At 69.9% G+C, this 14,330-nt stretch carries 12 protein-coding genes and 1 tRNA gene; 6 read left to right on the forward strand and 7 right to left on the reverse strand.

What is annotated here, in order from left to right:
- Positions 1-72: 72 nt before the first annotated feature.
- Positions 73-1,707, reverse strand: coding sequence for a beta-N-acetylhexosaminidase (locus OG507_RS14180; protein WP_327367557.1), 1,635 nt, complete (start codon positions 1,705-1,707; stop codon positions 73-75).
- Positions 1,708-1,840: 133 nt separating this feature from the next.
- On the opposite strand from OG507_RS14180, the gene OG507_RS14185 reads away from it, so the two are divergent.
- The 3 genes from OG507_RS14185 to glmS all read left to right on the forward strand — a co-directional run bounded on the left by OG507_RS14185 (position 1,841) and on the right by glmS (position 4,962).
- Positions 1,841-2,725, forward strand: coding sequence for a DUF4429 domain-containing protein (locus OG507_RS14185; RefSeq protein WP_327367558.1), 885 nt, complete (start codon positions 1,841-1,843; stop codon positions 2,723-2,725).
- Between the two features lie 87 nt (positions 2,726-2,812).
- Entirely contained in the window at positions 2,813-3,088 is a 276-nt protein-coding gene (locus tag OG507_RS14190) for a hypothetical protein (RefSeq protein ID WP_327367559.1), read from the forward strand.
- A gap of 44 nt (positions 3,089-3,132) precedes the next feature.
- Positions 3,133-4,962, forward strand: a complete 1,830-nt coding sequence (gene glmS / locus OG507_RS14195) for a glutamine--fructose-6-phosphate transaminase (isomerizing) (protein ID WP_327367560.1) — start codon at positions 3,133-3,135, stop codon at positions 4,960-4,962.
- Positions 4,963-5,079: 117 nt separating this feature from the next.
- On the opposite strand, the gene OG507_RS14200 is transcribed toward glmS, so the two are convergent.
- A complete protein-coding gene (locus OG507_RS14200; RefSeq protein ID WP_327367561.1) occupies positions 5,080-5,652 on the reverse strand; it encodes an acetate uptake transporter in 573 nt (190 codons plus the stop codon).
- Positions 5,653-5,856: 204 nt separating this feature from the next.
- Complete coding sequence (locus tag OG507_RS14205) at positions 5,857-6,378, reverse strand: universal stress protein (RefSeq protein ID WP_327367562.1); 522 nt, start codon at positions 6,376-6,378, stop codon at positions 5,857-5,859.
- A gap of 992 nt (positions 6,379-7,370) precedes the next feature.
- On the opposite strand from OG507_RS14205, the gene OG507_RS14210 reads away from it, so the two are divergent.
- The 3 genes from OG507_RS14210 (at position 7,371) to OG507_RS14220 (ending at position 9,417) form a co-directional block, all read left to right on the forward strand.
- The gene (locus OG507_RS14210) at positions 7,371-8,606 is read left to right on the forward strand and encodes a helix-turn-helix domain-containing protein (RefSeq protein WP_327367563.1); all 1,236 of its coding nucleotides are present in this window, start codon (positions 7,371-7,373) and stop codon (positions 8,604-8,606) included.
- A gap of 9 nt (positions 8,607-8,615) precedes the next feature.
- The gene (gene orn, locus OG507_RS14215; RefSeq protein WP_327367564.1) at positions 8,616-9,218 is read left to right on the forward strand and encodes an oligoribonuclease; all 603 of its coding nucleotides are present in this window, start codon (positions 8,616-8,618) and stop codon (positions 9,216-9,218) included.
- A gap of 126 nt (positions 9,219-9,344) precedes the next feature.
- A tRNA-His gene (locus OG507_RS14220) sits at positions 9,345-9,417 on the forward strand.
- Positions 9,418-9,529: 112 nt separating this feature from the next.
- On the opposite strand, the gene OG507_RS14225 is transcribed toward OG507_RS14220, so the two are convergent.
- From OG507_RS14225 to OG507_RS14240, 4 genes are all read right to left on the reverse strand, one after another.
- The gene (locus tag OG507_RS14225) at positions 9,530-10,561 is read right to left on the reverse strand and encodes a LacI family DNA-binding transcriptional regulator (protein ID WP_327367565.1); all 1,032 of its coding nucleotides are present in this window, start codon (positions 10,559-10,561) and stop codon (positions 9,530-9,532) included.
- Between the two features lie 227 nt (positions 10,562-10,788).
- Positions 10,789-12,252, reverse strand: a complete 1,464-nt coding sequence (locus OG507_RS14230; RefSeq protein WP_327367566.1) for a GH1 family beta-glucosidase — start codon at positions 12,250-12,252, stop codon at positions 10,789-10,791.
- A 123-nt stretch (positions 12,253-12,375) separates the two neighbouring features.
- Positions 12,376-13,293 (reverse strand): carbohydrate ABC transporter permease, encoded by a 918-nt coding sequence (locus OG507_RS14235; protein ID WP_327367567.1) that lies wholly within the window; start codon positions 13,291-13,293, stop codon positions 12,376-12,378.
- Between the two features lie 15 nt (positions 13,294-13,308).
- A complete protein-coding gene (locus tag OG507_RS14240) occupies positions 13,309-14,307 on the reverse strand; it encodes a carbohydrate ABC transporter permease (protein WP_327367568.1) in 999 nt (332 codons plus the stop codon).
- Positions 14,308-14,330: the final 23 nt, after the last annotated feature.

Here is a 14,330-nt window from a genome sequence, read left to right on the forward strand (position 1 = left end):
CGGACGGGCCCGAGAAATCGGACCCGTCCGGCGATCAGGACCGAGCCGGCGGCCGGACGCCCGGCCGTCACCTCATCGCGCGGCCCAGGGCACCTGCGGCGCCCGGTAGTAGTCGACGCCGAGCGCCGAGAACCTCGGCCCCTGCGCGCCGAGCCGCACCTTGTACGCGTCCCAGCCGTGCGTGGCCGCGGGCGACCAGCCGAGCTCCGCGACACCGGGCAGCCGCGGGAACGCCATCTGCTCGATCTCGCCGCTGTCGGTCACGGTCTCCGACCAGAGCGGTGCCTCGACGCCGAGGATCGAACTCTCCGGGGCGCCGTCCAGGTACGTCGCCGGGTTCCAGTCGTAGGAGCGCTGGACGGAGACGTAACCGGCCCAGGCCAGGCCCAGCTTCGTGTCCTTGTCGTACTTCATGTCGAGGTAGCTGCGGTCCGCCGGGGACAGCACCAGTTTCGTGCCGTTCTTCGCGGCGTCCGCCACCTGCTTGCGCTCGGCCGCTCCCGTCCGGTCGTAACCCCAGTACTGGGCGACCGCGCCCTTCACCGGTGTGGCGCCGGTCAGCTGGTGCCAGCCGATCACGGTCTTGCCGTGCTCGGCGACGACGGCCTGCGCCTTGTCCATGAAGGCCACGTAGTCGTCGTGGCTGGTGGAGTGCGCCTCGTCGCCACCGATGTGGAGGTACTTGCCGGGGGTGAGGGCGGCCAGCTCGCGGACCACGTCGTCCACGAACCTGTACGTGACGGCCTTCGAGGCGCACAGCGAGCTGAAGCCGACATCGGTGCCGGTGTAGAGCGGCGGCGCGACGCCGTCGCAGTTCAGCTCGGCGTACGAGGCGAGTGCCGCGTTGGTGTGGCCGGGCAGATCGATCTCCGGTACGACCTCCAGATAGCGGGAGGAGGCGTACCGCACGATCTCCCTGTAGTCGCTCTTGGTGTAGTAGCCGCCGGTTCCTCCGCCGACCTCCGTCTGCCCGCCGTACGTGGCGAGCCGCGGCCAGGAGTCGATGGCGATCCGCCAGCCCTGGTCGTCGGAGAGATGCAGATGGAGCTTGTTCATCTTGTACAGGGCGAGCTGGTCGATGTAGCGCTTGACCTCGGCGACGGAGAAGAAGTGCCGGGAGACGTCCAGCATCGCGCTGCGGTACGCATAGCGCGGCGCATCCTTGACCGTGCCGCCCGCGACCTCCCACGGGCCCTTCTGGCGGCTGTTCTTCTCCACCTGGCTGGGGAGCAGCTGACGCAGCGTCTGGACGCCGTGGAAGAGCCCTGCCGGGCCGCGTGCGGTGATGGTGACGGAGCCGCGGCCGGACTTCAGGGTGTAGCCCTCGGCGCCTGCCCCGCCGTCGCGGGGGTCGAGGCGCAGCCGGATGCCGTCGCCGCCGCGGCCGGTGACCGGCAGGGCGTACCCGGTGGACGGGCGCAGCACGCCCGCCAGGTAGTCGCCGATCTTCCGGGCCTCGCCGGAGTCGTCCTCGACGCGGATCCTGGTGGCCGATGTGATGGCGTACGGGGAGCCGCCGGGCTTCGCCTCGGCGGGGGCGGGCACGATCTGCCCGAGCGGACGGGGCGTGGCGGCGGCGGGCGGGCCGCTGCTCGACGCCCGCCCTTCCGGCGTGGCGCCGACGCCGGAGATACCGGCCGCTGTGACGAGCAGCAGCGAGCCGAGAAGACGGGGAAGGGCGGTGCGCTGTGTCCTGTGCAGTCTCACAAGCCGGGTCCCTTTCGACGGTTCACACCTGTGGATCTCCTGAGAAACGAACCATCACCATGCGTATCGCCTGCACCACGCACGGTCAAGGTGTAGACCACTTCCCCGTTATGCGGCTGAGAGAATCTGCCCCATGGCGGAAATAATCCAGCGCGACGGCACATGGACCTTCGACGGCGAAGCGGTGCGGATCGTGCCCGGCCGAGGGAAGAGCGTCCATCCGCTCCGGCAGGAACTGGGCGAGTGCGTGGTCCCGATCCGGGCCCTGGCGGGCATCACCTTCGAACCGGACCGCAGGGGCGGCCGGCTGCGACTGCGGCTGCGCGACGGCGCCTGCCCGGTCCTGCGCGCCGCGGACGGCAGACTCGGGGACGCCGCCGACCCGTACCGGCTGGCCGTCGAGAAGGACCGCAGCGGAGTAGCGGAGTACTTGGTCGGCGAGGTGCGCAGCGCCCTCCTGATCGAGCAGGTGCCTTCCGGGGCGTCGGACGGCTTTCTGCTGCCGGGGCCCTCGGTGCCGGTCGCCGGGGGCGGCGGGGACGGCACGGCCTCGTTCGACGGGGAGATCGTCCGGCTCACCTGGAACTGGAAGGCCAAGGGGGTCAAGACCTCGGGCGGGCCGGTCGCCTTCCCGGTGTCGGAGGTGACCGGGGTGCACTGGCTGCCCGCCATCGGCCTGGAGAACGGGCATCTGCGCTTCGTACGCGACGGAGGGCCGGGGGCGACTCCGGCTCCGGCGGCCGCGTTCGATCCGTACTCGCTGGATCTGTGGGGGCTGTCCAAGAAGGAGTACACGGCGGTGCTGGTCGCTGCGGCGGTGCTGGTCCGGCTTCCGGAGGCGGCGCAGGCGGTGGCCGCCGTCGAGAGCGCGGCGGAGCCCGCACCGATCCCGGCGCCCGCCGACGATCACGACGTACTGCTGCGGCGGCTGCGGGAACTCGGCGAGCTGCACCGGGCCGGGGTGCTCACCGACGACGAGTTCACCGCCGCCAAGCAGGCCGTCCTGAAGCGTCTCTAGGGCCGCCGAGAGCGTGATCACACCCACTCCTGCCCGATATCGGGCAGAATTGTTGCGAAAGTGCTCCGCTCCACGCAATATCTACGAGTGCTCGAAAGCCGCCCGTCGCATGACGACCTCATTGATCACCTGGTGCGCAGCACCGCGCTCCAGCGTGGTGAGGCCGCCCGGGTGATCCTCGACGTACTGGCGTACTTCGACGAGACGACCGACGACTTCGTCCGCCGCCGCCACCGCGAACTGCAGTCCGGCGGCCTGGTGAACGCGGAGATCTTCGAGCGGATCGCGGCCGAGCTGCCACACCGGGCGGTCGCGCCGCCGGAGCTCTCGCTCCGCCAGCTGCGCCGCATCGTCTACGGCTGAGCAACGGGCACCAACAAGTTCGTCGATGGAGGGGCAGAGACCTTATGTGCGGAATCGTCGGATACATCGGGAAGCGTGATGTGGCTCCGCTGCTGCTGGAAGGGCTGCAGCGGCTGGAGTACCGGGGTTACGACTCCGCGGGCATCGTGATCACCGGCAAGGCGTCGGCAGGGAAGCCCGCCGCGCTGAAGATGGTCAAGGCGAAGGGCCGGGTCCGCGAGCTGGAGGCCCGTATCCCCAAGCGCTTCACCGGCACCACCGGTATCGCCCACACCCGCTGGGCCACCCACGGCGCCCCGAGCGACGAGAACGCGCACCCGCACCTGGACGCCGACAACAAGGTCGCCGTCGTCCACAACGGGATCATCGACAACGCCTCCGAGCTCCGCGCGAAGCTCGTCGCCGACGGCGTCGTCTTCCTCTCCGAGACCGACACCGAGGTGCTGGTCCACCTGATCGCCCGCGCCCAGGCGGAGACCCTGGAGGAGAAGGTCCGCGAGGCGCTGCGCTCGGTCGAGGGCACGTACGGCATCGCCGTCATGCACGCCGACTTCAGCGACCGCATCGTGGTCGCCCGCAACGGCTCCCCGGTCGTGCTCGGCATCGGCGAGAAGGAGATGTTCGTCGCCTCCGACGTCGCCGCGCTGGTCGCCCACACCCGCCAGGTCGTCACCCTCGACGACGGCGAGATGGCCACCCTCAAGGCCGACGACTTCCGTACGTACACGACGGAGGGCTCGTCCACGACGGCCACGCCGACCACCGTGGAGTGGGAGGCCGAGTCGTACGACATGGGCGGCCACGACACGTACATGCACAAGGAGATCTCCGAGCAGGCCGACGCCGTGGACCGGGTGCTCCGCGGCCGGATCGACGACCGTTTCTCCACCGTGCACCTGGGCGGTCTCAACCTGGACGCCCGTGAGGCGCGCGGGGTCCGCCGGATCAAGATCCTCGGCTGCGGCACCTCGTACCACGCGGGCCAGATCGGCGCCCAGCTCATCGAGGAGCTGGCCCGTATCCCCGCGGACGCCGAGCCCGCCTCCGAGTTCCGCTACCGCAACCCGGTCGTCGACCCCGACACCCTGTACGTCGCGGTCTCCCAGTCCGGCGAGACCTACGACGTACTGGCCGCCGTCCAGGAGCTCAAGCGCAAGGGCGCCCGGGTCCTCGGTGTGGTCAACGTGGTGGGTTCCGCGATCGCCCGGGAGGCCGACGGCGGTACGTACGTCCACGCGGGCCCCGAGGTCTGCGTCGTCTCCACCAAGTGCTTCACCAACACGGTCGTCGCGTTCGCGCTGCTCGCCCTGCACCTGGGACGGATCCGGGATCTGTCGGTCGCCGACGGCAAGCGGATCATCGAGGGCCTGCGCAGGCTGCCCGCCCAGATCAGCGAGATCCTCGAGAACGAGGACGAGATCAAGAAGCTGGCCGCGGAGTACGCGGACGCCAAGTCGATGATGTTCATCGGCCGGGTGCGCGGCTACCCCGTCGCCCGTGAGGCCTCGCTGAAGCTCAAGGAGGTCTCGTACATCCACGCCGAGGCCTACCCCGCCTCCGAGCTGAAGCACGGCCCGCTCGCCCTGATCGAGCCCGCGATGCCGACGGTCGCGATCGTGCCGGACGACGAGCTGCTGGAGAAGAACCGCGCCGCGATGGAGGAGATCAAGGCCCGCAGCGGCCGCATCCTCGCCGTCGCCCACCAGGTGCAGGAGAAGGCCGACCACACCATCGTCGTGCCGAAGAACGAGAACGAGCTGGACCCGATCCTGATGGGCATCCCGCTCCAGCTCTTCGCCTACCACACGGCGCTGGCCATGGGCCGTGACATCGACAAGCCGCGGAACCTCGCGAAGTCCGTCACCGTCGAGTAGGCGCGTGCGTCCGGGCTTTGCCCGGCAGAGCGGCCCCGTACCCACCGCCGCCGCGGGTACGGGGCCGCTCCTGTCGGGCCGGTGCATCCCCGGAGCCTCACCGGCCCGTTCGCTGCCTCAGCCGGTGGCCGTCACCCCTCGGCCGGCAGCACGCCCCGGCAGCGCCGTCGGCCAGTTGGCCAGCGCTGCCGTCGCTCCGTACCAGGCGGCGAGGCCGGAGACCGCGGCAAACCAGCCGCCCGCCTTGGCCAGGCTCCCGCTGTCCGCGAACTGCCCGACGCCCAGGAGCAGAAGCCCCAGGAACAGCAGTGCGTACGTCCCCTGGGCGAGCAGGCCGCCACCGGCGGCGCCGAGGGTCAGGCTGAGCGCGAACAGGGCCCAGAGCAGCAGGAACAGCCCTGCCGCATGGCTGGAGACTTGCGCGTCGGCGCCGGTGCCCCAGGTGAACCAGAAGGCGCCGAGCCCGGCGAAGGCCGTGCCGGTGAAGCCCCTTCCCGCCCGGAACTCCAGGAGTCCGGCGACGAACAGGGCGATACCGCCGACATACAGCGCGAGCGAGACGGCATCGGCCGCCGTCACACCGTCCACGACCCCGGTGTGACCGATTCCGAACGCCAACAGGGTGAGTCCCAGGGCGAGATGGCCGAGGGTAGAGGTGCTGGTGCTTCCCGCAGAGACGTCATTGTCCACGGCGGGCTCCCTTCACATGCAGTGGTCCTGCTTCCCAGTGGCCCTTATGTACCCTTCACAAGCGCACAATCCACCTCTACGCACCGGTAGATTGCCGGTTTCTACGGGCGAGTTGACGCCATGTCGGTAATGGGGCCCGCCCCCGGTGAAGGGGGTGCCAGAGGCGCCAGGAGTGACGGCAGAGGTGTCCGGGACGGGGAGCGCTCAGGGGATGACGACGACCGGGCGCTGTGCGCGCCGGGCGAGACGCCCCGCCACCGAGCCGAAGATGCGGCCGACTATGCCGTGCGTGGAGCCGACGACAATCGCGTCGGCCGAGTACTCCCGGCCGACCTCCTCCAGCTCGTGGCAGATGTCCCCGCCGCGCTCGACGAGCACCCAGGGAATCTCGGAGAGGTAGTCCGCACAGGCGAGCTCCAGGCCGAGCACCTCGGTGCGGTGATCGGGCACATCGACGAAGACGGGCGGCTCGCAGCCTGCCCAGACCGTGGTCGGCAGCCGATTGGCGACATGGACGATGATCAGGCCGGAACCTGATCTCCTGGCCATTCCGATGGCGTATGCGAGGGCCCGCTCACTGGATGTCGAGCCGTCGAAGCCGACCACGACCCCATGCCTGAAGGCGGGGTCGCAGGAATGACGTGTTTCTTCGGCCGCCTGCGGGCCCGACATGGGGTCGGCTACCTGCTTGCGGTCGGCGGGTTCGGGGATTTCGTGACCGGCCATCGGTGTCTCGGCGAAGAGAGTCCTCGTGAGGAGAGCGACTTGGGGAAGGTGCGTCAGCGGGCGGTGTTGCGGTGTCCGGGAATCGTCTTCCCAACCCCTTACCCCCAAGGGTACGGCGCCACTCCTCCACTGCCCAGACCCGCGCAAAGCGCGTGCGACGTTTCACGGAGCATGCCCGAGGCGGACCCGTATGGCAATGCCGGTTGCGCTGTACACCGACGCTGCCGGGCCGCCACGGCTCCTCTCGGTGACCGGAGAGGAGCGTTCGGTGACCGGACGGGGGACGACGGGGGACATAGCCGCCATCCGTCCCGCAACGCCCCCGCAGAGCTCCCGGGACCGCCCGTACACCCGGCGAGGATCACCCCTCCCTGACCCCGCCGCCCGGCCGCGGACGGGCGGCGGACGCACGGCGGGACGAGCCGTGGACGGACAGCCGGACGGACACCGGACGGACAGCCGAACGGCCGGCGGACGATACCGGCCCGCCGGCAGGGATCACGCACCTGCCGCAGCCGCCGCGCGATTGCGCTCGATCCGCCGTCCGACCTGCCGTGGGGGCGCAAAGAAGCAGCCGTCCATCAGGGTTGTGCGCCGGTCGCCTGACTGAATCACGTACGCACAACCGTCTATTTTCAGCCAACTTCACACCCCTGTCTCATCCTTGCCGAATTGGCCGATCAACCCCCTTGCCACCAGGCAGGAAGAGACCGCGCGGTACGCTTCCACCCGATAGGGACGGGCCATGAACGCGACGCGCACTTCCCTGCACGGCCGCTGAATGAAACCCTTCGTGATCGAATGCTTCCCGCCAAGTTGCCTTGTCGACATAACGCCGGTTGGTGAACTTGTCACGTCGGCACCACGGGACGCAGTAGATTCGATCTTGGGTACCGAAGACGGGGGTCTCGTGCAGGACCGAGGGGAAAAGTGCAGGAGCGACAGGCCCGTAAGGACCAGGAAGACGCGAACACCGAGGGGGGCTTAGCGTCATGAGCCAGGACTCCGCCGCCGCAACGGAGGCTGTACGGAAGCTCAGTGGACGACGACGACGAGAAGTCGTCGCCGTGCTGCTGTTCAGCGGCGGCCCTATCTTCGAGAGCTCGATCCCGCTCTCCGTGTTCGGAATCGACCGCCAGGACGCGGGAGTTCCGCGCTACCGACTCCTCGTCTGTGGCGGGGAAGAGGGGCCGCTGCGGACCACCGGGGGACTCGAACTGACCGCGCCCTACGGGCTGGAGGCGATCAGCAGGGCAGGCACCGTCGTGGTGCCCGCCTGGCGCTCGATCACCTCTCCGCCGCCCGCGGAGGCGCTGGACGCGCTGCGTCGCGCCCATGAGGAAGGGGCCCGCATCGTCGGGCTGTGCACCGGCGCGTTCGTGCTCGCCGCCGCCGGTCTGCTGGACGGCCGTCCGGCGACCACCCACTGGATGTACGCACCGACGCTGGCCAAGCGCTATCCGTCGGTGCACGTCGATCCGCGCGAGCTCTTCGTCGACGACGGCGATGTGCTCACCTCCGCCGGGACAGCGGCCGGGATCGATCTCTGCCTCCACATAGTTCGCACGGACCACGGCACGGAGGCCGCCGGGGCACTGGCCCGCCGGCTCGTCGTGCCGCCGCGGCGCAGTGGCGGTCAGGAGCGCTACCTCGACAGGTCTTTACCTGAGGAGATCGGCTCCGACCCGCTCGCCGAGGTCGTGGCCTGGGCGCTGGAGCATCTGCACGAGCAGTTCGACGTGGAGACGCTGGCCGCGCGCGCCTACATGAGCAGGCGGACCTTCGACCGCAGGTTCCGCTCGCTCACTGGCAGCGCACCGCTCCAGTGGCTGATCACCCAGCGGGTGCTGCAGGCGCAGCGGCTGCTGGAGACGTCCGAGTACTCGGTCGACGAGGTGGCGGGCCGCTGCGGCTTCCGCTCGCCGGTCGCGCTGCGCGGACACTTCCGGCGCCAGCTGGGCTCCTCCCCCGCCGCGTACCGGGCCGCCTACCGGGCCCGTCGTCCGCAGGGCGGTGGCGGGGAGGCGGCCGGTGCGGCGATCGAGCCGGGCGTGCCCGCGCAGAGCACCTCGGCGGGCCGGCGTGCCACGGCTGCGGCAGCCCCACCGGGGCCGCACGTCGTCACGTCGGCGACGGTCGGGGCGGGGCAGCCGGAGCACGGGAAACCGGGACCCGACGCGTACACCGCCGGGCGTCCGACCCTGCCGGGTCAACGGAGCGCCCCGTAGGGTGGGGCCATGAACGACCGCATGGTGTGGATCGACTGCGAGATGACCGGGCTCTCGTTGACGGAAGACGCACTCATCGAGGTGGCCGCACTGGTCACCGACTCGGAGCTGAACGTGCTCGGTGAAGGGGTGGACATCGTGATCCGCCCGCCGGACGCGGCCCTGGAGACGATGCCCGAGGTGGTGCGCCGGATGCACACCGCCTCGGGTCTCCTCGACGAGCTGGCCCAGGGCACCACCCTGGCCGACGCCGAGGCCCAGGTGCTGGCCTATGTCCGCGAGCACGTGAAGGAGCCCGGCAAGGCCCCGCTGTGCGGGAACTCGGTCTCCACCGACCGCGGCTTCCTGGCACGGGACATGTCGGCCCTGGAGGGCTACCTCCACTACCGGATCGTCGATGTGTCCTCGGTCAAGGAGCTGGCGCGCCGCTGGTACCCGAGGGCGTACTTCAACAGTCCGGACAAGAACGGCAACCACCGGGCGCTCGCGGACATCCGTGACTCCATCACGGAGCTGCGCTACTACCGCGAGGCGATCTTCGTGCCGCAGCCCGGACCGGACTCGGAGCGGGCGAAGGCAATCGCGGCACGCGTCGCGCCGCCCACGCCGTAGGGCATTGCGAAGCCGCTGGTCATGGGCCTTTCGGGGGCCGGGATCAGCGGCTGAACAATGGAGGCGCGAGCACCCTCTCGGACCCTGTACACTTTTTCTCGGCCGGTCGGAAAAAGACCGGACATGGTGGGTATAGCTCAGATGGTAGAGCACCTGGTTGTGGTCCAGGATGTCGCGGGTTCGAGTCCCGTTACTCACCCTGAAGAGAAGGGCCCCGGTCGATGACCGGGGCCCTTCTCGTGTCTGAACCACCCTCACCGGGTGATGGTGTGACGACCGTCACGAGGAACGGTCGCCCGGGACAGCAGCCGTCACGAGGAGTCGCGGACGACCAGTTCCGTGGGGAGCACGATCTGCGGACGGTCCTGGTTCTCGCCGCCGATCTCCTGGAGCAGCACGCGGGCCATCGTGCGGCCCATCTCCTCGATCGGCTGGCGCACGCTGGTGAGCGCCGGGTCCATGTGACGGGCCACGGCCGAGTCGTCGAAGCCGATGAGCGCCACGTCGTCCGGGATGCGTCGGCCCGCCTCGCGCAGCACCTGGCGGGCTCCTGCGGCCATGACGTCGGAGGCGGCGAAGACCGCGTCGACGTCGGGGCGGCGGGCCAGCAGGTCGCGCATGGCCTGTGCGCCGCCCTCCTCGCTGAAGTCGGCGGGGGCGATCAGCTGCTCGTCCGGCACGAGGCCGGCCGCGGAGACCGCCTTGCGGTAGCCGTCGAGACGGCGCTGGGCGCCGTAGACGTCCAGGCGCCCGGTGATAGTGGCGATGGAGCGACGGCCCCGGGAGATCAGATGGTCGACGGCGACGCGGGCGCCCTCGAAGTTGTCGGAGTCGACCGCGGCGAGCGGTTCGGAGGCGGATCTGCGACCGCTCATCACCGCGGGCATACCGAGTTGCTCCAGCAGGTCCGGCAGCGGGTCGTCGGCGTGGACGGAGACCAGCAGCACGCCGTCGACGCGGTGCGCGGTCAGATACTGGGCCAGCCTGCGGCGCTCGCGGTCGTTGCCGACGAGGGTGAGCAGCAGCTGCATCTCGGTGTCGGCGAGCGCCGCTCCGACACCGCGGACGATGTCGGAGAAGTACGGCTCGGCGAAGAACCGGGTCTCCGGCTCGGGCACGACCAGAGCTATGGCGTCCGTACGGTTCCCGGCGAGCGCGCGGGCCGCACGGTTGGGTACGTACCCCAGTTCGGCGACGGCCGCCTCCACCGCCTCGCGGGTGTGCGCACTGACCCGTGGGGAGCCGTTGATGACCCGTGAGGCCGTGCCGCGGCCCACCCCCGCGCGTGCCGCGACCTCTTCGAGCGTGGGCCGCCCACCGCTCCGTACTCGCGCTGCCGTCATGGCTGCCTCCCGTTCGCGGTCAATTTCTCACAGTCGGATAACCGAACCAAGTCCTGGTGTTGGATCCCTTGACGCTCGTCCGGGCCGGGCGGCCTCCCGGCAGCATCAGACTTGGGAGCGCTCCCATACTACGGGGCCACCGCGCCGGGTACCGCGGCTCACGGGACCGGGCAGAAATGCCGGAGACCCGGCACGGGCTGCCGGGTCCCGGGAGGAGGCGTACGGGGTCAGCCGAGGTGCGTGAGCGGGGGCAGTGCATGGCGGCGGATGACGTCGGCGTACCAGTGGGCGCTCGCCTTGGGGATGCGGCGCTGGGTGGCGTAGTCGACGTAGACGGCGCCGAAGCGCTTGGAGTACCCGTACCCCCACTCGAAGTTGTCCATCAGGGACCACAGGAAGTAGCCCCGGACGTCCGCCCCGTCGGCCACGGCCCGCTGCACGGCGTCGAGGTGGCCGCGCAGGTACTCGATCCGCTCGGGGTCCTCCACCCGGCCCTCGGGCGAGACGTAGTCGTCGAAGGCCGCGCCGTTCTCGGTGATCATCAGCGGCAGACCGGGGTTGTCCCGGGTGACGTCCATGAGCAGGTTGTACAAGCCCTCGGGGTCGATCGCCCAGTTCATCGCGGTGCGCTTCTTGCCCTCGGCGAGGTGGAAGGCGACGTGCTCGGAGCCGGGCCACGGGGAGTGGTCGCTGTTGCCGTGACCGTCGTCGCGCGAGTCGCCGGCGCCGTCGGCCGGCGTGGAAACCAGCGTCGGCGTGTAGTAGTTGACGCCCAGGACGTCGATCGGGCGGGAGATGGCCGCCAGGTCGCCGTCGTGGACCAGCTTCGACCAGTCGACCAGGTGCGAGGTGTCGGCGATCAGGTCCTCGGGGTACGCGCCGTGCAGCATCGGGCCGGTGAAGACCCGGTTGCCGACCGCGTCGATGCGGCGGGCGGCGTCCGCGTCGGCCGCGCTGTCGGTCAGCGGGCGGACCTGGTGGAGGTTGAGGGTGACCGAGGTCTGCGCGGTGGCGGGGAGCTGACCGCGCAGCACTTCGAGCGCCCGGCCGTGGGCGAGGTTGAGGTGGTGGGCGGCGCGCAGGGCGGAGGCCGGCTCGGTGCGGCCGGGGGCGTGCACGCCGGAGCCGTAACCGAGGAAGGCCGAGCACCACGGCTCGTTGAAGGTGGTCCAGGTGGGGACGCGGTCCCCTAGGGCGCCCGCCATGATGGCGGCGTAGTCGGCGAAGCGCTCGGCGGTCTCCCGCTGGGGCCAGCCGCCGGCGTCCTCCAACTCCTGGGGCAGGTCCCAGTGGTAGAGGGTGGCGACGGGCGCGATGCCCGCTTCGAGCAGCTCGTCGACGAGCCTGCGGTAGAAGTCGAGGCCGCGCTCCACGGCGGGGCCGCGGCCGGTGGGCTGCACCCGGGACCAGGAGATGGAGAAGCGGTAGGCCTTCAGGCCGAGCTGCTTCATCAGCGCCACGTCGTCGCGGTAGCGGTGGTAGTGGTCGGCGGCGATGTCTCCGGTGTCACCGTTGCGGACCTTGCCCGGAGTGCGGCTGAAGGTGTCCCAGATGGAAGGGGTGCGGCCGTCCTCGGCCGCGGCGCCCTCGATCTGGTAGGCGGCGGTGGCCGCGCCCCAGACGAAACCGGTCGGGAAGTCCACTGCCTCGGGCGCCTGCCTCGGGGCGATGTCGGGTCGTACAGCAGTCATGCGGGAGCGCTCCCAGGGAAGGACGGACAGGGGAAGATAAGGGGTGGAGCTCCGGGGCCCGTACGGCCCGAGGTCGGGGAACGGGCCGTACGGGACGTCCGGGGGACGGCGGGTGACGCGGGGTCACCCCTTGACGGCGCCGGACATGATCCCTCCGACGATCTGCTTGCCGAAGATCACGAAGACCACGAGCAGCGGCAGGGTGCTGATCAGCGCACCGGCCATCACGATGCTCTGGTCGGGGGTGTAGGAGGCGCTCAGCTGGCCGAGGGCCACCTGGAGCGTGGGGTTCTGCTGGTTGAGGGCGAGGTAGGGCCAGAAGAAGTCGTTCCACGCCTGTACGAAGGTGAGCATCCCCAGCACCATCATCGCGGGACGGGCCACCGGCAGGACCACGCTCAGCACGATGCGGAAGTTGTTCGCGCCGTCGATCTTGGCGGCCTCGATGAGTTCGTAGGGCAGCGCCTCGCTCAGGTACTGCCGCATGAAGAACACCCCGAACGCGCTCACCAGGGTCGGGAAGATCACCGACTCCAGCTTTCCGCCCCAGCCGATGTCGGACATCATCATGAACAGCGGGACGACGCTGAGCTGCGGCGGGATCGTGAGCGTGGCGATGACTCCGGTCATCAGCGCGCCGCGGCCGGTGAAGCGCATCTTGGCGAAGGCGTAGCCGGCCAGGGTGCAGAAGAACAGCGTCGCCGCCGTGATGCAGCCGGAGACGATGATGCTGTTGACGATCGCCTTGCCGAGGTTCGCCTGGGTCCAGGCCGCGTCGAGGTTGTGCATCAGCCGCCCGCCGGGCAGGAACGGCGGTGTGGTGGCGAGCACTTCGTCCTGGGTGTGGGACGCGGCCACCAGGGTCCAGTAGAGCGGCAGGAGCGAGCCGATGCCGACGACTGCCAGGGCGATATAGGTGAACGGGCCGCCCTGCAGCTGCTTGCCCGCGCCCGGCCTGAAGCGTCTCGGGCGCCGCGCCGCCCGCTCGGCCGGCTGCGGGAGGCCGAGTTCCGGGGCTTTGGTGGGGCTGGTCATGGTCATGGAAATCGCTCCCGGTCAGACCGCGGATTTGCGTACGAAGCGGCCGATGAGCCAGTTGACCGCGGCGATGATCAGCAGGAGGGCGAGCATCGCCCAGGCCACTGCGGCGGCCGGACCGAGGTGCCCCAGATTCCAGCCGTAGTTGTAGAGGTAGACGCTGAGCGTCTCGTACTGATTCTCGTTGCCGCCGGTGGCTCCGAGGGTGCCGCCCTCCAGCAGCAGGGGTTCACCGAACAGCTGCATGGAGCCGATGGTCGAGATGACGATCGTGAAGAGGATCGTGGGCCGCAGCGAGGGGATGGTCACCTTGCGGAACTGCTGCCAGCGCGATGCCCCGTCCAGCGACGCGGCCTCGTACAGATCGGTCGGTACGGCCTGCATCGCGGCCAGGTAGATCAGTGTGTTGTAGCCCGTCCAGCGCCAGATCACGATGACGGAGATCGCGATCTTCGACGTCCAGTGGCCGTTGGCCCAGTTGGTGTCGCCGAAGCCGACGATCTGCAGCACCCAGTTCAGCAGGCCGCCGTCGGCCCGGAAGACCAGGGCGAAGACGAGGGCCGCGGAGGCCACCGAGGTGGCGTACGGGGTGAGGATGACCGTCCGCCAGAAGGTGCTGGCCCGCAGCCGGTAGTTCAGCAGATGGGCCAGGCCGAGCGCGACCAGCAGCTGCGGGACCGTAGACATGACCCCGATCAGGAAGGTGTTGCTGACGGCCGTCCAGAACTCGGAGTCGTGCAGGATCTTGTCGAAGTTGTCCCAGCCGACCCACTCCATCTGGTCCAGGCCGGTCAGCTCCACCCGGTGCAGGGCGATCCATCCGGTGTACAGCAGCGGATAGAGCCCGAAGGCGCCGAAGACGAGGAAGAACGGGGCTATGTAGGCGTACGGCGATGCCTTGTCGTCGAACCGCCACAGCCGGCTCCGCCAGGTCTGCCGACGGGATGAGGCCGGTTTCTGCTGGGAACCGCCGGGTGGCGGGGCAAATGCGTCCCGGGTGGGAGTCGAGGTGGCCACGGGCGGGAGTCCTTCCCTGCGTT

Origin of the sequence: Streptomyces sp. NBC_01217 (assembly GCF_035994185.1) — a bacterium.
Lineage (GTDB): Bacteria > Actinomycetota > Actinomycetes > Streptomycetales > Streptomycetaceae > Streptomyces.

Coding starts and splice junctions, on each gene's coding strand:
- OG507_RS14225 (WP_327367565.1), bottom strand. CDS start 10,561: ATGACGGCAGCGCGAGTACGGAGCGGTGGGCGGCCCACGCTCGAAGAG.
- OG507_RS14230 (WP_327367566.1), bottom strand. CDS start 12,252: ATGACTGCTGTACGACCCGACATCGCCCCGAGGCAGGCGCCCGAGGCA.
- orn (WP_327367564.1), top strand. CDS start 8,616: ATGAACGACCGCATGGTGTGGATCGACTGCGAGATGACCGGGCTCTCG.
- glmS (WP_327367560.1), top strand. CDS start 3,133: ATGTGCGGAATCGTCGGATACATCGGGAAGCGTGATGTGGCTCCGCTG.
- OG507_RS14185 (WP_327367558.1), top strand. CDS start 1,841: ATGGCGGAAATAATCCAGCGCGACGGCACATGGACCTTCGACGGCGAA.
- OG507_RS14205 (WP_327367562.1), bottom strand. CDS start 6,378: ATGGCCGGTCACGAAATCCCCGAACCCGCCGACCGCAAGCAGGTAGCC.
- OG507_RS14210 (WP_327367563.1), top strand. CDS start 7,371: ATGAGCCAGGACTCCGCCGCCGCAACGGAGGCTGTACGGAAGCTCAGT.
- OG507_RS14235 (WP_327367567.1), bottom strand. CDS start 13,293: ATGACCATGACCAGCCCCACCAAAGCCCCGGAACTCGGCCTCCCGCAG.